Origin of the sequence: Formivibrio citricus, from assembly GCF_900115065.1 — a bacterium.
Lineage (GTDB): Bacteria > Pseudomonadota > Gammaproteobacteria > Burkholderiales > Chitinibacteraceae > Formivibrio > Formivibrio citricus.
In genome coordinates this window covers 1-17300 of sequence record NZ_FOVE01000019.1, presented here as the reverse complement: position 1 = coordinate 17300, position 17300 = coordinate 1, and the positions used below count along the sequence as shown (strand labels likewise).

15 protein-coding genes and 1 pseudogene are annotated in these 17300 nt (G+C 61.5%); 13 read left to right on the top strand and 3 right to left on the bottom strand.

Annotated elements, in window-relative coordinates; genetic code table 11:
• The first annotated feature begins 1 nt into the window (after position 1).
• Entirely contained in the window at positions 2-1018 is a 1017-nt protein-coding gene (galE, locus tag BMZ36_RS11835) for a UDP-glucose 4-epimerase GalE (protein WP_091196738.1), read from the top strand.
• 2166 nt (positions 1019-3184) lie between these two features.
• Here the strand turns inward: galE and BMZ36_RS11830 are convergent.
• The gene (locus BMZ36_RS11830) at positions 3185-4237 is read right to left on the bottom strand and encodes an IS110 family RNA-guided transposase (protein ID WP_091196735.1); all 1053 of its coding nucleotides are present in this window, start codon (positions 4235-4237) and stop codon (positions 3185-3187) included.
• A 230-nt stretch (positions 4238-4467) separates the two neighbouring features.
• On the opposite strand from BMZ36_RS11830, the gene BMZ36_RS11825 reads away from it, so the two are divergent.
• From BMZ36_RS11825 to wbaP, 9 genes are all read left to right on the top strand, one after another.
• Positions 4468-5718 (top strand): flippase, encoded by a 1251-nt coding sequence (locus BMZ36_RS11825; RefSeq protein WP_091196733.1) that lies wholly within the window; start codon positions 4468-4470, stop codon positions 5716-5718.
• Positions 5715-6716 carry a glycosyltransferase family 2 protein gene (locus tag BMZ36_RS11820; protein WP_091196730.1) on the top strand — a complete coding sequence of 334 codons (1002 nt, stop codon included), beginning with the start codon at positions 5715-5717 and terminating at the stop codon, positions 6714-6716. Before BMZ36_RS11825 ends, BMZ36_RS11820 begins: the two co-directional genes overlap by 4 nt.
• Positions 6713-7888, top strand: a complete 1176-nt coding sequence (locus BMZ36_RS11815; protein WP_177187873.1) for a glycosyltransferase — start codon at positions 6713-6715, stop codon at positions 7886-7888. The genes BMZ36_RS11820 and BMZ36_RS11815 overlap by 4 nt, the downstream gene beginning before the upstream one ends.
• A 71-nt stretch (positions 7889-7959) precedes the next feature.
• On the top strand, positions 7960-8535 hold the full coding sequence (locus tag BMZ36_RS11810) for a hypothetical protein (protein ID WP_091196725.1): 576 nt from the start codon (positions 7960-7962) through the stop codon (positions 8533-8535).
• A 3-nt stretch (positions 8536-8538) separates the two neighbouring features.
• The gene (locus tag BMZ36_RS11805) at positions 8539-9345 is read left to right on the top strand and encodes a glycosyltransferase (protein ID WP_091196722.1); all 807 of its coding nucleotides are present in this window, start codon (positions 8539-8541) and stop codon (positions 9343-9345) included.
• A gap of 99 nt (positions 9346-9444) precedes the next feature.
• A complete protein-coding gene (locus BMZ36_RS11800; RefSeq protein WP_091196720.1) occupies positions 9445-10239 on the top strand; it encodes a glycosyltransferase in 795 nt (264 codons plus the stop codon).
• Positions 10240-10289: 50 nt separating this feature from the next.
• Entirely contained in the window at positions 10290-10676 is a 387-nt protein-coding gene (locus BMZ36_RS11795) for an endonuclease domain-containing protein (protein WP_091196719.1), read from the top strand.
• A gap of 5 nt (positions 10677-10681) precedes the next feature.
• Positions 10682-11758 (top strand): glycosyltransferase, encoded by a 1077-nt coding sequence (locus BMZ36_RS11790; RefSeq protein ID WP_091196716.1) that lies wholly within the window; start codon positions 10682-10684, stop codon positions 11756-11758.
• Complete coding sequence (gene wbaP / locus BMZ36_RS11785) at positions 11758-13215, top strand: undecaprenyl-phosphate galactose phosphotransferase WbaP (protein ID WP_091196714.1); 1458 nt, start codon at positions 11758-11760, stop codon at positions 13213-13215. Before BMZ36_RS11790 ends, wbaP begins: the two co-directional genes overlap by 1 nt.
• 301 nt (positions 13216-13516) lie before the next feature.
• Here the strand turns inward: wbaP and BMZ36_RS11780 are convergent, their stop codons facing one another.
• Positions 13517-14434, bottom strand: coding sequence for a PP2C family protein-serine/threonine phosphatase (locus tag BMZ36_RS11780; protein ID WP_091196712.1), 918 nt, complete (start codon positions 14432-14434; stop codon positions 13517-13519).
• Positions 14431-15405 (bottom strand): serine/threonine protein kinase, encoded by a 975-nt coding sequence (locus BMZ36_RS11775; protein WP_091196710.1) that lies wholly within the window; start codon positions 15403-15405, stop codon positions 14431-14433. The genes BMZ36_RS11780 and BMZ36_RS11775 overlap by 4 nt, the downstream gene beginning before the upstream one ends.
• A 106-nt stretch (positions 15406-15511) precedes the next feature.
• On the opposite strand from BMZ36_RS11775, the gene BMZ36_RS11770 reads away from it, so the two are divergent.
• From BMZ36_RS11770 to BMZ36_RS11760, 3 genes and pseudogenes are all read left to right on the top strand, one after another.
• Entirely contained in the window at positions 15512-16381 is an 870-nt protein-coding gene (locus BMZ36_RS11770) for a YicC/YloC family endoribonuclease (RefSeq protein ID WP_091196708.1), read from the top strand.
• Between the two features lie 123 nt (positions 16382-16504).
• Positions 16505-16873, top strand: a complete 369-nt coding sequence (locus BMZ36_RS11765) for a M48 family metallopeptidase (RefSeq protein ID WP_091196706.1) — start codon at positions 16505-16507, stop codon at positions 16871-16873.
• 267 nt (positions 16874-17140) lie between these two features.
• Positions 17141-17300 (top strand): annotated as a pseudogene (locus BMZ36_RS11760) (guanylate kinase); the annotation flags it as partial.

Here is a 17300-nt window from a genome sequence, read left to right as displayed (position 1 = left end):
CATGAAACACATCCTGCTCACCGGCGGCGCCGGCTACATCGGCTCCCACACCTGGATCGAACTCGTCAGCGCCGGCTTCAAGCCGGTCATCCTCGACAACTACTACAACGCCAAACCCGAAGTGCTGAAGCGGCTGGAAACCATCACCGGCCAGCCGGTCGAATTCGCCGAAGCCGACGTGCGCGACCGCGCCGCGCTCGACGCCGTTTTCGCCAAGTGGAGTTTCAGCGCCGTGGTGCACTTTGCCGGACTGAAAGCCGTCGGCGAATCGGTCGCCAAGCCGCTGATGTACTACGACAACAACGTCACCGGCACGCTGAAACTGCTCGAAGCCATGCAGGCCGCAGGCGTGAAAAAGCTCGTGTTCTCATCGTCCGCCACCGTCTATGGCGATCCGCACGCGGTGCCGATCAAGGAAGATTTCCCGCTCTCCGCGACAAACCCCTACGGGCGCTCCAAGCTGATGGTCGAAGACATCCTGCGCGACCTGTACAAATCCGACCCAAGCTGGGACTTGGCACTGCTGCGCTACTTCAACCCGGTCGGCGCGCACGAATCCGGCCTGATCGGCGAAGACCCGCAAGGCATCCCCAACAACCTGATGCCCTTCATCGCCCAGGTGGCAGTGGGCAAACGCGAACAGCTTTCGGTATTCGGCAACGACTACCCGACCCCCGACGGCACCGGCGTGCGCGACTACATCCACGTCGTCGATCTGGCCAAGGGGCACGTCAAGGCATTGCAGAAACTCGCCGGCAATCCGGGCCTCGTCACCGTCAACCTCGGCACCGGGCAAGGCTATTCGGTACTCGACATGGTTTCCGCCTTTGCCAAAGCCTGCGGCAAGCCGATCCCCTACCAGATCGTCGCCCGCCGCCCCGGCGACATCGCCGCCTGCTACGCCGACCCAGCCATGGCATTCGAAGTGCTGGGCTGGAAAGCGGAAAAAACGCTCGACGACATGTGCGCCGATTCATGGCGCTGGCAGAGCGGGAATCCGGATGGGTTTGGGGATTGAGGGAGTTGCGTATTGCATACATCGCCCACAGCTATGCCAACCAGCGATCTTCGAAAAATGCGCACCATACTTTTGGCCACCGCAGCCTTTTGTGGCCTGATGATATGGTCACCATGGTTTCCATATGAATCGGATATGTCGACCGATACTGGAACAATTAAGCACGTTGAATGCCGAGAACACAAAACGACACCAAACGCTGATCTAGTTATCACATTCGAACTTACAAATGGCAAATTGGTAAGGCACGTTGCATTTCATAAATCTTGCCCGACCGATCAATTTAACGCGTGGCGTTCAGCAACTGGGTTATTTCACATAACCCACGACGGAAATCAGGCCCATAGAATTTGGAAGAATGGGAAAGAAATATTTTCACTGGATGATATAAAAGAAACATTAGTCATAATTGCGTTATTAACTTTGTCTGGGGCACTCCTTTTCCATGTTCGGCTTATCCGCAAATCATAATATTGCTGGTGTGAACAACAGGAACAATAGAAAATCAATAGGGTCAGACTCGATTGATTTGCGCCGAATACACAACCCACAATACCTCTTCGCTTCACGGATTCACATCGCCTGCGGCGACCCGGATTACGCCGCTTCACGGCTAATCCAGGCTACGCAATTCCGCACTGCCACCATGGCAGATGGTTTCCCTATCCCCTCAGCCAGCGCCGAGGAAGCGGAGCGAGACCCTGGCTCGCGACCGACCGAGGGCAGCCCGGAGGGCCGCAGGGCGGGGTCGCCTTGGGGATGAAAGGGGAATTGGCGAGACAATTCCCCTTTCCCGCAAGCGGGGCGGAACCCCGCATTCAAAACACCCGCGCCGACAGGCGCATAACCCCATGTACGCCGCACAAATCGACCGTAGGCTGTTTTGCCTTCGGCAATTGGTTCGGCGGGCTGCCGCTGCGCGGCGAGGCCGCCCTACCATTGGGCCTTTCTTCGTTGAAGCCTTGTTGCATGCCCACTCGCGCCGGCGAAATAACCTCTTTCCCTTTCCCCCGTGCCGCCGCAACAATCAATGGGGTCAGACTCGATTGATTTGCGCCGAATACACAATCCACAACATCTCTTCGTTCATGGATTCACATCGCCTGCGGCGACCCGGATTACGCCGCTTCACGGCTAATCCAGGCTACGCAATTCCGCACTGCCACCATGGCAGACGGTTTTCATCCCCTTGAGCCCGCCGAGCATCGCAGCTTGGCGCGGGGGTTTCGGCGAGGACTGTTTGAGGCCGCAGGCCGAGTTCCGCAGCCGCCGCGACAAGTGAGAAGCACAGGGAACCCGGAGGGCGGGCGATGGGGTCGCCTTGGGGGTGAAGGGGGATTTGGCGACGAGACAATTCCCCTTTCCCGCAGGCGGGGCGGCCCCCGCATTCAAAAAACCCGCGCCGACAGGCGCATAAGCCCATGTACGACGCACAAATCAACCGCCGGATGTTTTGCCTTCGGCGGTTGATCCGGCGGGCTGCCGCTGAGCGGCGAGGCCGCCCTACCATGGGCAGTGGTTTCTCCTCGCCCACAATCAAATTGGGACAGATCGGCTGATTTGCGCCGAATACACAATCCACAACACCTCTTCGTTCATGGATTCACATCGCCTGCGGCGACCCGGATTACGCCGCTTTGCGGCTAATCCAGGCTACGCAATTCCGTACTGCCACCATGGCAGATGGTTTCCCTACCCCCTCAGCCAGCGCCGAGGAAGCGGAGCGAGACAATTCCCCTTTCCCGCAGGCGGGGCGGAACCCCGCATTCAAAACACCCGCGCCGATAGGCGCATAAACCCATGTACGACGCACAAATCAACCGCCGGATGTTTTGCCTTCGGCGGTTGATCCGGCGGGCTGCCGCTGCGCGGCGAGGCCGTATATGGACTCCTCCCGGCTTGCAAGCATTTCACGCTTTTGACTGTAGGTTCGACTGCACACGTATATCCGGCCTCTGAGTTGGGCTCAATTGCCCGGGCCATAATGGGCTGTTCGCGCGTCCGGTCCTGATCGCCCTAGCGTGCTCAAAGGCACATCGGTCTCGTAAGGTTTTCCAGGCGCCGGTTCGACCTGTTTGCCATCAACGTTTCATGCTTCGCAATCGTGAAGACTGTTGCTCTGTTCATCAACCCGTCTGAGACGGGGCCTGCTTGCCTGGTCACTTCTCAGGCGGGTTCGGCGCAAGCCGATTCTGTTTCCATACCAAACTCAGGATCGTAATCCTGTTCGCTAGTCAGCAGCGCCCAGGCCATTCGCATCGTTTTGTTGGCCAGTGCGACGGCAGCGATATTCTTGTTTCGCCGGCTGCACAAGCTTTGCAGCCATTGGCTCAGTCGATCTTCCTTACCGGTGGCGGTTTTGAGCACCGCCCGCGCACCGTGAATCAGCAAGGTGCGCAGGTAGGCATCGCCGCGTTTGCTGATGCCCAGTAGTCGGTCTTTGCCGCCACTGCTGTGTTGTGCCGGTGTCAGACCACACCAAGCTGCGGCATCGCGTCCGCGTTTAAACATGCTGCCATCGCCGATGGCGGCGATCAGTGCGGTGGCGGTAACGGGGCCAATACCGCGCAGTTGCTGCAAGCGTTTGGCTCCCGCGTGTTCTTGCGCCAGCTTCTGGAGGGCCTGATCCATGCTGGCAATCCGCGTATCCAGATTCACCAAGTCTTCTCGCAGACCATCGAGCAGTACTCGAAATTCTGCGCTCAGGCCGTTCTCGGCATCCTCCAGTATCTCCGGCAGTTTCTTGCGCAAAGCCGGTACCCGCTGTTCCACGGTAATACCGTATTCTCCCAACAAGCCGCGTATCTGGTTCACCTTGGCAGTGCGCTGGCGCACCAGCTCAGACCGGATGCGGTGTAGCGCCTGAATATCCTGCTGCTCGATGGTTTTGACCGGGACAAAGCGCATGTTCGGCCGACTGACCGCTTCGCAGATCGCTTCGGCATCGTTGGCGTCGTTCTTGTTGCCCTTCACGTAGGGTTTTACAAACTGCGGGGCAATCAATTTCACTTCATAGCCTAGTGCGGCCAATGTCCGCGCCCAGTAGTGCGCACTGGCGCAGGCTTCCATGCCGATCAGACAAGGCGAGAGCTTCTGGAAGAACTCCCGCATCTGATGGCGCTTCAACTGGCGGCTCAAAACCTTCTTGCCCTGCGTGTCCACGCCGTAGACCTGGAAAACATTCTTGGCCAAATCAAGACCGATGCGCATAATCTTCATGGTGGACTCCTTTCTTCTTTCGACTGGTGGCTGACACTTCCAGTCTGGCACTCAGATGCCGTTTCGGGAGGGAGGAGTCCATCCCATTGCCCTACCATTGGGCCTTTCTTCGTTGAAGCCTTGTTGCGTGGCTCCTCGACGCCGGGAGAATAGCCGCTTTCCCTTTTCCCCCGTGCCGCCGTGGCCAATAAGGTTTAAAATTCAGCACCCTGCCACTGCCGCCACACCCCATGACCCTCGATTCCCGCCTGCGCTCCAACATTGTTTCGCTGTATCTCGTGCAAGGGCTGAATTATCTGGTTTCGTTCGTCACCTTTCCGTTTCTGGCGCGCACGCTCGGCGCGGAAGGCTTCGGGGTGATGAACTATGCCTTTGCGGCGATCCAGTACGGCGTGCTGTTTACCGATTTCGGCTTCAACCTTTCGGCCACGCGCGAAGTCGCCGTGGTGCGCGACGATCCACGCGCGGCGGCGGCGGTGTTCTGGCGCACCACCTGGGCCAAGACCGGGTTGATGCTGGCTTCCTTTCTGGCGCTGATTCCCTGCACGTTCGCGATTCCGCAATGGCAGGCGCAGGCGCCGGTTTTCCTCGCGTCCTTGGTGTACATCGTCAGCTCGGTGTTCTTCCCGATCTGGTGGTTCCAGGGCTTTGAGGAAATGCGGCTCGCGTCGTTCCTGACCGTGGTTTCGCGCGCGTTGATGCTCGGCCTGCTGATCTTCTGGGTGGACGGGCCGCAGGACGTGGTGCTGGCCGTATTGCTGCAGGCCGCACCGCAGATGCTCGCCGGGGTGATCTGGTGGAGCAGCGGCTGGGGCGTGGCGCGCCCGCTGTGGGTGAAGCCCACCGCCGCCGAAATCGCGACTTCGCTCAAGGCGAGCTGGCCGCTGTTCCTCTCTTCGGTCGCGACCAACCTCTACACGACTTCGACCACCGTGCTGCTCGGCTTTTTCGCGCCTGCCGCCGAGGTCGGCTTCTTTGCAGCCGCCAACAAGCTGACCTACACCGCCCAGGGGCTGATCGGGCCGCTGGTGCAGGCCACCTACCCGCGCATTGCCCAGCTCGCCGCGCATGACCGCAAGGGCGCACTGGCGTTGATCCGAAAATCGTTCGTTTTCCAGGGCGGGGTGGGGCTGGGGCTGACGCTGGTGCTCGCCGCCGGGGCGCCGTGGATCGTTCCGCTGCTGCTGGGCCAGGGCATGGCCGGTGCGGTCGCCACGCAGATGTGGCTGGCCGCCGTAATCCTGATCGGCGCGCTGAGTTATGTTTACGGCCTGCAAACCCTGCTGCCGTTCGGCGAGGAGCGCTACTACAGCCGCGTTCTCGTCGTCGCCGGTGTTCTCAACGTCGCCTTGCTGTGCGCGCTGCTGCCGTTTGCCCACAGCGCCGTGACTGCTGCGCAAGTCGTGGTCGCGGTCGAAGGCTTCATCCTTGCCGCTTTCTGGTGGCGCGCGCGCGCCATTCACCGGGAGATTGCCGCATGACCCCCCGTATTTCGATCGTCCTGCCCTGTTACAACGCCGCTGCGCACCTGCAGGAAACGCTGGATTCGCTCTCGATGCAGACCTTGCGCGATTTCGAGTGCATCGCCATCGACGACGGTTCGAGCGATGCCACCCGCGCCATTCTCGAAGCGCACGCGGCCATCGACCCGCGCTTCAAGATCATCAGCCGCGAAAACCGCGGGCTGATCGCCTCGCTCAACGAGGGCATCGCCGCCGCCCAGTGCGAGTGGATCGCACGCATGGATGCCGACGACATCGCGCACCCGACGCGGCTCGAAAAGCAGCTCGCGCACGTCGAGCAGACCGGGGCCGACATCTGCGGCTGCTGGATTCGCTTCTTCGGCGACCGGCAGGGCGAATGGCGCATGCCGGTGGACGACAGCGCCATCCGCGTTTACCTGATGTTCAACTCGCCGCTCGCCCATCCGACGGTGCTGGCCAAAACCAGCCTGATGCGCGCACACCCCTACGACCCGGCCAACCAGCATGCCGAGGACTACGGCCTGTGGTGCACGCTGGCGCAGGCCGGCGCCAAGTTCGCCAACGTACCGGAAGTGCTGCTCGATTACCGCACCCATGCCGGGCAGATCACGCAAAGCCGCGCCGATGCCCTGCTCGCTGCCGCGCAGCAAAGCCGCGCCCGCTACATCCCCGCCGCCCTGCCGCCCGCGCTGCAATCCGTCGCGCCGCGCCTGACCGAACTCGCCGAGCCGGGCCGCGTGCTGACTGCGGACGAATGCCACTGGCTGTTCGTGTTCCTGCTGCGGCTGCACAAGGAAACCCCGGCCATCGGCGGGCTGGGAACGATCTGGCTCGACGCCCTGCAACGCACGCCGGATGCGGGCTTGAAGCTCGTGCTGCTGACCCGTCTGATGCAGCACCACTACCCGTTGCCGGGCAGCGAAATCCGCCGCTACCGGCGGCTGATCGTGCGCTGCCTGATGGGCAAGTCGTTGCGGGACAGGCTGCGCAAATGAAAATCCTGTTCTTCGTTCGCGATCTGGGCCTGGGCGGTGTCGAGCGCTGCGTTTCGCTCGTCGCCGAGGGGCTGGCCGCGAGCGGTTTCGAGGTCACCATCGCCCTGCTCGGCGGCAGCCGCAACCTGTGGGAGAAGAACACCGCCAACGTGCGCGTGGTCGATCTTTCCCCGCTCTGGCACGGCAAGCGCCCGTGGACCTGGCTCGCAGGCTGGCGCGCGGCGCGGAGGCTGGCGAAGGAAGCCGATGTCGTCATCGCTGCGACCTTCCTGATGCCGCTGTACATGGCATGGGCCGCAACCATCGGCTTGAAGAAGCGTCTGATCGGCTGGGTGCATGGCCCGATGGCCGAACTCGATGCCTTCGCCCGCATGAACCCGATCCACCGCGCCGCCTGCCAATTCATTTACCGCCGCCTGCCGGAAACCCTCTGCGTCTCCGACCACACGCGCCAGTCGCTCGCGCGCTGGCTCGGCATGCCGATACAGCCGGGTTGGTTGGTGATGCCGAATTTTGTTGAGCCATCGGTCAAGCCAAGGGAAGCCCCCTCTCCCCAGCCCTCCCCCGCGAGGGGGGAGGGAGCCCTTGTGGACACATCCGCCAACCTGCCCCCCTCTCCCCTCCGTGGGCGAGGGGATGGGGGAGAGGGGCGCGAACACCCCCTGCAACTCCTCTTCGTCGGCCGCATCGCCGAGGAAAAACAGCCGCACCTGTGGCTCGATACGCTCGAAGCACTGGCCGCGCGCGGCTTGCCGTCCGAGCTGACCGTCCTCGGCGCGGGGCCGATGCAAGAATGGGTAAAAAACGAAGCGGCCCGCCGCCGTCTGGCCGTACACTTCCACGGGCAGGTCGGCGGAGTTGAAGATTTCATGCGCCGCGCCGACTGGCTGCTGCTGACTTCCAACTTCGAAGGTTTCGGTCTGGTCGTGCTCGAAGCGATGCAGGTTGGCCTGCCGGTGGTCAGCACCGATTCGGGCGGCGTAAACGACTTCTTTGCCGGGCGCGTCAGTGAATTTGTCGTAAACGAGGCGACAGGCCAGGCGCTCGCGGCTAAAATCGCCGAACAATTGCCGCATCATGCCGAAATCGGGGCTTGGCTGTGCGAGCGCGCCAAAAACTATGCCCCGGCGGTGTTGCTGAAAACATGGGCGCGCTTGTTAAGCAACCGCTGACCCGCCTTTATCCGTATCGCATTCCTACGGGAATGTGCTGTTTTGTTTGAGTCCTTTATTCAGGAGCCCTCATGAACACCTTGATTTCCCGCATCCTGCTGGCCGGCTGCATTCTGGCCCCCCTGGCCCAAGCCGCGGAAGAAAACGCATCCGCTCCTGCCGCCGTTTCCGCCTCGGCTCCGGCTGCCGCAACAGCTTCCGCACCAGCCGCAGCCAAGGCACCGGTCGTGCCGAGCAAGGCAGAAGTAACCAAGGCCATCGCCGTGCTGGAAAACACCTTCCTCGGCGACGAAGCACCGCTCGCCGCGCAGACCGTCATGCAGTTCGTGCAGTACAGCAAGGACGTAAGCATGCAATTGAGCCCCAAGACGGCGCCTTGGGTTTTCGGCGACAAGCCCGCAGCAAGCAAGGCAGAAGAACAGTTCCGCTATATGCTGCTCGTCGCCTACATGGCCGGCAACACCAAGGCCCAGCTCGCGGCAGGCAAACCCGTCGACACGCCGCTGGCCGGCTGGCAATTCGCGCTGAAGTCCTACGACATCATCAAGAAAAAGAACAAGGTGAAGATCGCCGAACTCGAAACCCTGAAGACGCAGCAGGCCAAGGGTCAGTTGCCGGCGCTGGCGAGAAAAGCCCTGCAAAAGTAAGTCATGAACCGCATTGCGCTGCTGATCCCGCACTACAACAACCCGCAGGGGCTGGCCGAATCGCTGGCCTCGGTCGGGGCGGACGAGTGCGTCGATGCCTATGTCGTCGACGACGGCAGCACGCGCGCGCCGCTCGACGAAGCGCGGGCGCAGGCCGCATGGCGGGCGCGGGGCGAGGTGAAGTTCCTCTACCTGCCCGAGAATCGCGGTATTGAGCATGCGCTGAACACCGGTCTCGCGGCGATTGTCGAAGCCGGCTACGACTACGCAGCGCGGCTCGATTGCGGCGACCTGAACCTGCCGGACCGCTGCGCAAGGCAGGCCGCGTTTCTGGACGCGCATCCCGAGGTCGCGCTGCTCGGCTCGTCCGTGGTGTTTTTTGACGCCACCGGCGACCGCTTCACGCTGCGCCAGCCGCAAACTCATGCCGAAATCGTGCGCCAGATGCACGACGACAACGCCTTCACCCATCCGGCGGTGATGTTCCGCATCGCAGCGGTCAGGGAGGTCGGCCTCTACCCGACCGACTGCAAGGCCGCCGAGGATTTCGCCTGGTTCTGGCAATTCGTCGCCCGCTACCAGACCGCGAACCTGCCGGAAGTGCTGGTCCGGACCGAATACGCGGCAGGCGGCATTTCGCTTTCCAAACGCAAGCTGCAGCAGCGCACACGGCTGAAAATCCTTTGGCGCCATTTCGACTGGTCGCCGCGCTCGGCATTGCTGTTGCTGAAACCGCTGCTGTGGCAGGTGATTCCGTTTTCTTTCGCCCAGCGCGTGAAGCGGCTGGTTGGCATTAAATCGTGGTCGTGAACTTCTTTTGAACCACAGAGGTACCGAGAACACAGAGAAAAACCAGAACCTGATTCTGCTTTTCTCCCAAGCTCTGTGACTCTGTGGTAAGGCTTTTGAATGAAACTGGTCTGCCTGATTCCGCACTACAACAACCCGCACGGGCTGGCGAAATCGCTTGCCTCAATCGGGAGCGACGAGCAGTGCGACGTACTGGTGGTCGACGACGGCAGCATCAAGCAGCCGCTCGACGAGGCAGCCGCGCGCGCCGCGTTTGCCGCTCAGGGCGAACTCCACTTCCTGCGCCTGCCGCAAAACCGGGGCATCGAACACGCGCTCAACGCCGGGCTGGCGTGGATTGCCGAGCGCGGCTACGAGCTGATCGCGCGCCTCGATTGCGGCGACGAAAACCTGCCCGACCGTTTCGCCCGGCAAACGGCCTTCCTTGAACAACACCCGGAAATCGCCCTGCTCGGCGGCGCGGCAAGCTTCGTCGACCTGCAGGGCGCGGAACAGTTCGTCTTGCGCCACCCGACCGGGCATGCGGAAATCTGCCGGGCGCTCAAGAACAATTCGGCCTTCATCCACCCCACCGTCGTCATGCGCCGCAGCGCCGTGGAGGCTGCCGGCGGCTACCCGCTTGATGCGCGCGCCGCCGAAGACTACGCGCTGTTCTGGACGCTGGCCGAGTGCTTCCAGGTCGCCAACCTGCCCGACGTGCTGATCCGCTACGAGCTCGACCCCGGCGGCATTTCGCTGGGCAAACGCTGGCAGCAACTGTGCTCGCGCCTTGCGGTACAGCAGAGGCACAACGACGGCTCGCTGGCCGCGTGGATCGGCATGCTGCGCACGCGGGCCATGCTACTGCTACCGTATGGGATGGTCTTCAAGCTGAAGAGCTGGTTGCGGGGCTGATATTTACTCCCTCTCCCCTCGCGGGAGAGGGCCGGGGAGAGGGGGCAACAATGGGGCCGCGCGGATTCGCCAAACATTTGCGGCAAAACATGACTGACGCCGAACAATTGCTTTGGCAACATTTGCGCGCTCACAGGCTTGGCGGCGCAAAGTTCAAGCGCCAGCAACCCATCGGTCCCTATATAGTGGATTTTGTGGATTTCGGTGCGCGGCTGATTGTTGAAGCCGATGGCGGGCAACACAACGAATCAGCGACTGACTTAATCCGCGATGCATGGTTGAAAACGCAGGGATTCCGGATTTTGCGATTCTGGAATAACGAAATTTTGGCCTGTACCGATGAGGTACTGGAACGTATCTGGACAGAGTTGGGTTGCCCCCTCTCCCCCAACCCCTCTCCCACAAGGGGAGAGGGGAGTGAACACAGGAAAATTTGAAATAAATGGCCAAAATCGTCCACGTCGTCGAATCCTTCGGCGCCGGTACGCTGTCGATGGTCAGCGCCATCGCCAACCGCCAGGCACAGGTTGGTCAGGCGGTTACGGTGATCCATTCGCTACGCGAGGAAACACCGGCCAACTGGCGTGCGCTGTTCGATGCCCGCATCGAATTCATCCAGTTGCCGATGGTGCGCGCGATCAAGCCCGGAGCGGACTGGCACGCCGGGCGGATGCTGACCCAGGAGCTGCGCCGCATCCGGCCGGACGTGGTGCATCTGCATTCGTCCAAGGCAGGGGCCTTGGGGCGGCTGACCAGCGTGTTCCATCGCGGGCCGCGCTGGTTCTTCTCGCCGCACGGCCTGTCTTTCCTGCAACGCGCCGAAGGGCGGCTGAAGAACACCGTCTTCCTGCTGATCGAGAAACTGCTCGCGCGCATCCCGGTCACGTTCATCGCCTGCTCGCCCTCGGAAGCTGAGCAGATCCGCGCCAACCTGACCAACCGGGTAGAGGTGGTCTGCAACGGGGTCGATCTGGATGCAATACCGGCAGCCCCCGGCAATGAAAATATCGTGCGCATCGGCACCGTCGGCCGCGTGGCGCTGGCGCGCAACCCGGAGCTCTTTGCCAGTATCGCCGAGGCCCTGCGCGGCGCGGGCGTGGAATTCGTCTGGATCGGCGGCGGCGACGAATCGGGCGAAACCGCGCTGAAAAACGCCGGCGTGCAACTGACCGGCTGGGTGGACCGCGCCGAAGCGCTCAAACAGCTTGCCACGCTCGACATCTACATCCAGACCTCGCGCTGGGAAGGGCTACCGGTCGCGGTGATCGAGGCCATGGCGGCGGGCTTGCCCGTGGTCGCGACCAACGTGGTCGGCAACCGCGATCTGGTCAAAGACGGCGAGAACGGCTGGCTGGCGAATGACCGCGACGACTTCCTCGCCCGCCTCGTGCCATTGATCGAAAGCCGGGGCGAACGCCAGCGGCTGGGCGCGCAGGCCAAGGCTTTTGCCCGCGCGCACTATTCGCTCGATACAATGATGGAAAACTTGAACCGGGTTTATGGTTTGACGGAGAAATAATGGCCATTCACCAACGCGCGGAAACCGCCAAACCCTGGCTGGCGCTCGCCGATTTTGCTGCTTTGCTGCTGGCCTTCGCCGGCGCATCGATCCTGCTGGTGCTGCTGCGCAGCCACCGCATCCGCCCGGACATCTTCTACTGGTGGTCGGCCGAAGGCAGCCAGCAGGCGCTGGCTTTCCTGATTCTGGCCGTGCTGACGGTCGGCACCTTCTGGTGGCGAGGCCACTACAGCCTGCGCCTGCCGTTCTGGGACGAGCTGCTGGAGATCCTGCGCAGCCTGGTGCTCGCAGCGCTGCTCAACGGCATGGTCGTGCTGTTCGCCAAATGGCCGATCTCGCGCTTCCTGTGGCCGGTATCTTGGGGGTTGGCACTCGTGCTGGTGCCGCTGCTGCGCTCGCGCATGAAGTCCTGGCTGCTGACAATGCAGCGCTGGCAATTGCCGACCGTGATCATCGGTTGCGGGCAGAATGCAGTGGAAGCCTGGCGCGCAATGCGCAGCGAACGGCTGCTGGGCTTCGAGGTGCGCTGCTTCGTTTCCGTGGACAGCGACGCGCCGGATCGGCTTGAGGTTGAAGAGGGCAAGACCTTGCCCGTGGTGCGGCTTTCCGCGGGCGAATTGCTGCCCTGGCTGGAGCAGCAAAACCACCCGCACGTCACCATCGCCGTGAACGAAGACGAACTGCGCAACGCACAGAGCGAGATCGAGCTTCTGAGCCTGCGCTACAAAGACATGCACGTCATCCCGCCGCTGGCCGGCCTGCCGCTGTTCGGCGTAACCGCCAACCACTTCTTCAGCCACGAAGTACTGCTGCTGCGGGTGCGCAACAATCTGGCCTCGCCGTCGCTGATGTTGCTCAAACGCGTGTTCGATTTCTGTGGCGCTTTCTGCGGACTGCTGATGCTCTCCCCGCTGTTCGCCTACGTGGCCTGGCAGATCAAGCGCCAGGGTGGGCCGGGCGAAGTCTTTTTCGGCCACGTGCGCGTCGGCATGAACGGCAAGCCGTTCAAGTGCTGGAAATTCCGCACCATGGTGCACAACTCGAAGGAAGTGCTCGAACACCTGCTCGCCACCAGCGCCGAAGCTCGCGCCGAGTGGGACAAGGATTTCAAGCTCAAGAACGACCCGCGCATCACCCGGATCGGCGCCTTCCTGCGCAAAACCAGCCTCGACGAGATTCCGCAACTGTGGAACGTGTTGAAGGGCGAAATGAGCCTCGTCGGCCCGCGCCCGATCATCGAAGCGGAACTGGAGCGCTACGCCGAGCGCGTGGACTTCTACCTCGAAGCCCGACCGGGTCTCACGGGCCTGTGGCAGGTTTCCGGCCGCAACGAAACCACCTATGACGAGCGCGTGGCACTGGATGCGTGGTACGTGAAGAACTGGAACCTGTGGTACGACATCGCGATCCTGTGCAAGACCGTGCGTACGGTGCTGACCGGTAAAGGTGCCTATTGAAACAGGCGGCTGCGTCTTCGCATCTTGCGGTCGGGCGGTGCTCGAAATCCTCATGTACTCGCATGTACATTCCGGTTTCTGCGCTCCGGCCTCCCGCAACCTGCTTTGGTTCGTTCGCCTATTGTGGACTGATTAGACCTAAATCTCTCACCACAGAGACGGGGAGAAAAACGAAAAATCAGTCCCTTGTGCGTTGTGGCATTGCTTAGCCATGGGGTGAAGCAATCTCAAGGCATAACGACTTGTTTTTCCTCGGTGTTCTCTGTACCTCTGTGGTTCAACTGAGGTTTCCAGGTTAAGCCTACTTCGAATATTTCCTGATCGCCGCCTGAATCTCGGCAATCGCCTTCTCGATATCGTCCTCGGTCACTTCGTCTTCCTGCTTGCCTCCGGACTTCATCTGGCTGATGTGCGTGCTGATCGTATTGGCATCGAGCCGCATCGTCGAGATGAAGTCCTGCTCGCTGCTGACCGGACTCTCGTCCTCGTGCCAGTTGACCGCCAGCGCCGAGAGATTGTCGCCATCCTTGCCGCCGCGGATCTCGGCACGATCCATGAGCTGCGGCACTGCGAAAAGCACCGGAAATGAAGACATAAAGTGCGTGATTTCGTGCTCGGCGAGCTCGCCCCAGAAGCCGTCCGTGCAGAGCAGCAGGCTATCGCCGTTGACCAGCGCCACCTTGCCGCCCGATTCGATTTCCGGCGGATAGAAACCGCCCAGGCAGGTGTAGATCTTGTTCTTTTCCGAGTGGTTCCTGGCCTCTTCCGGCGTAATCAGACCGGCATCGACCATCTTGCGCACCTTGGAATGATCGCGCGTGCGCGCGACGACCTTGTCACCGCGCACGAGGTAGAGGCGCGAATCACCGACGTGCGCCCAATAGGCGATGCCGTCCTGCACCACGCAGGCCACACAGGTTGTACGCGGCACCTCGACCATGTGATGGTTGGCGGCATAGCTGAAGATCGCATCGTGGCACAGATTGAACGTATCGGTCAGGAACTGCGCCGGACGCGCCAGCACCGGCTTGGCTTTTTTCTGGAACTGGTCGCAGATCAGTTCGACCGTGATCTGCGCCGCCACTTCGCCATGCAGATGGCCGCCCATGCCGTCGGCGACGACCAGCAGCAACGCATCCCGGCTGTAGGAATACCCCACCCGGTCCTGATTGTATTTGCGGCCGCCCTTGCGGCTATCCTGGTAGACGGTGAATTTCATTCGGTTTGTTGTTGGTTGCTCATGCGAGTGAAGCCAAACCACTTGCGCTTGATCGCATGCAGCACCGATCCTTTCTTCCTTGGCGGCGATGCCGGTTCCTGCAGCGCTTTCTGCAACTGGTGCACGCTCTGCGGACGCTTTTCGTGCTCAAGCTGCAGACAATATTCGATGATGTCGAGCAGCTCAGGCGAATACCGGTCGCCAAACAGGCTGTGCAAGTTGAGGGGCTGGGGGTCTTTTTCCCGCTGCTCGGCCGAAGGCGGCGAACATCCGGCAATGCAGGCATACATTGAAGCGCCGATCCCGTAGATGTCGGTCCACGGCCCCAGCGGCTCCTGACGGCGATACTGCTCGGGCGCGGCAAAACCCGGCGTGTACATCGGCGCAAGACGGCTATGCTCGCCGGTGAGCGCCTGACGCGCCGAGCCGAAATCCAGCAGTAGCGGCGTCATGTCCTTGCGGATGTAGATGTTGGCCGGCTTGACGTCAAGGTGCAGCAGCTTGTGCAGGTGGACTTCGCGCAGGCCGTTGAGCACCTGCAGAAACACGTGGCGGATCAGTTTCTCGCTGACCCCTTCGCGGTCGCGCTTGAGCTGGATTTCCTTCTGCAAGGTGCGTCCGCGCTCGTATTCCATCACCATGTAGACGGTTTCGTTGGCGCGGAAGAAATTGATCACGCGCACAATGTTGGGATGGCGGATGCGCGCCAGCGTCTTGCCTTCCTCGAAGAAACACTTGAGACCATGCTTGAACATGATCGAGTTGTTTTCGTTCGTGGCCTGCACCAGCGCATTGTTCTCGCGCCGCAGCTCCAGCGAGTTGGGCAGGTATTCCTTGATCGCGACCGGGTAATCGTTTTCGTCGTGCGCCAGATAGACGATACTGAACCCGCCCGCAGAAAGCAGCTTCGCAATGGTGTAATTCTGCAATTGGTAACCGCGGGCCAGCGGCGGGACGTTTGGGGTCGGCATTCTCTGGATTGGTTATACTCTCGCTATCACATTCTGGGTTTTGGATCGGCGAAAGTAAAGCTGCGCCGCATCACCCGGACAAACCACCCCTTGAACAGGATTCGACATGATCTACAGCATGACCGGCTACGCCAGCGCCCAACGCGAATGGCCGCAAGGCGTACTCCTCGTGGAACTGCGCGCCGTCAACCACCGCTTCCTTGATGCCTCGCTGCGCCTGCCCGAGGAATTCCGCCCGCTGGAAAGCGCCATCCGCGAAAAGATCGCCGCCAAGCTGTCGCGCGGCAAGGTGGAATGCCGCATTGCCTTCAACGCCCAACAGGGCGCCGATTCGGCTTCGCTGCAGCTCAACCGCAAGCTCGCCGAATCCCTGCTGCAACTGGGTCAGGAACTGTCCAGCTTTGCGCCCGAAGCCCGCCCCTTGAGTATCGGTGAAGTGCTGCGCTGGCCCGGCGTACTGGCCACGGACGCGCTGCCCCCGGAAACCCTGCAAGCCGCCGCGCTGGAGCTGCTCGATGCCGCGCTCGTCGATTTCATCGCCAACCGTGGCCGCGAAGGCGAAAAGCTCGCCGCGCTGCTCACCGACCGCGCCACGCAGATGCAAACGCTGGTCGAAGGCATCAAGCCGCGCCTGCCGCAGATCGTTGCAGACTACGAAGCCCGCCTCACCCAGCGCCTGCAGGACGCGCTCGGCAGCCACGACGAAGAACGCATCCGCCAGGAAATCGTCCTCTTCGCCCAGCGCATCGATGTCGCCGAAGAGCTCGACCGGCTGGTCACGCACCTTGACGAACTGCGCCACATCCTGAAAAAAGGCGGCGTGGTCGGCAAACGCCTCGATTTCCTGATGCAGGAACTCAACCGCGAAGCCAACACGCTCGGCTCCAAATCCGTCGCCGTCGATTCCAGCCGGGTTTCGATGGAGTTGAAGGTGCTCATTGAGCAGATGCGGGAGCAGGTGCAAAACATCGAATAGCGTTTCATACCGTTCCATCCGGCGCCACAAACCCGCATCGCTCAAGGCTTTGCGGGTTTTTCATTGGCAGACTATGCCGCAAGCGGCGCTATAATCCGCCCATTGTTTTGATCACGGATCATCATGGCCGCGCACAAGCTCTCTGATGCCCGTGAGCAGTTCAAGGCGTTCTATCGCCAGAAAGGCCAAGAACGCATCCCCGAGCGCTTGCGCCGCTATCAGCCCATGCTGGGAGTCCAAGTACCCGGCATTCGGGTCATGGAGCTCGGCCACCGTTGGGGATCGTGCTCGGCGGACGGCACGCTGAATTTTCACTGGCGCACGATGCTGCTGCCCCTGAAGGTGCTCGACTACATCGTGGTGCATGAACTCGCCCACCGGCTCGAACCGACACACAGCCGCCATTTCTGGGATGCGGTGGAGCGGGCATTGCCGGATTATGAACGCGCGGTGAGCTGGCTGCGGCAACATGGAGCAGGGGCCGGCTTGTAGCGCCCACAAACGCCCAGCCAAGAAAAATGCATGGCCCGCCCAGCGAGCCGTTAAAATAAAGACATTCTGAGAACTAGTAGTCAGTCACGCAGGTTCGCGTAGATGCCGAGACGCGCATCTGCGCCCCATGCGCACGAAGTGAACCGCAGCCATAGCAGGGCTATGGCGAGGATGAGCGACAAAGCGCATGGGGATGCAGGGCGTGACGAACATAGCAGAATCTGTGTGACTGACTACTAGCACGATCGACCGTTTCCGGAGCCATCCATGTCCCGAGGCAACATTTACGTCGTCACCGCCCCTTCCGGCGCAGGCAAGACCACGCTGGTCCGCGCGCTGCTCGCCGCCGATCACAAGGTCCAGCTTTCCGTTTCCTTCACCACCCGCGCGCCGCGCACGGGCGAGGTCAACGGCAAGGATTACAACT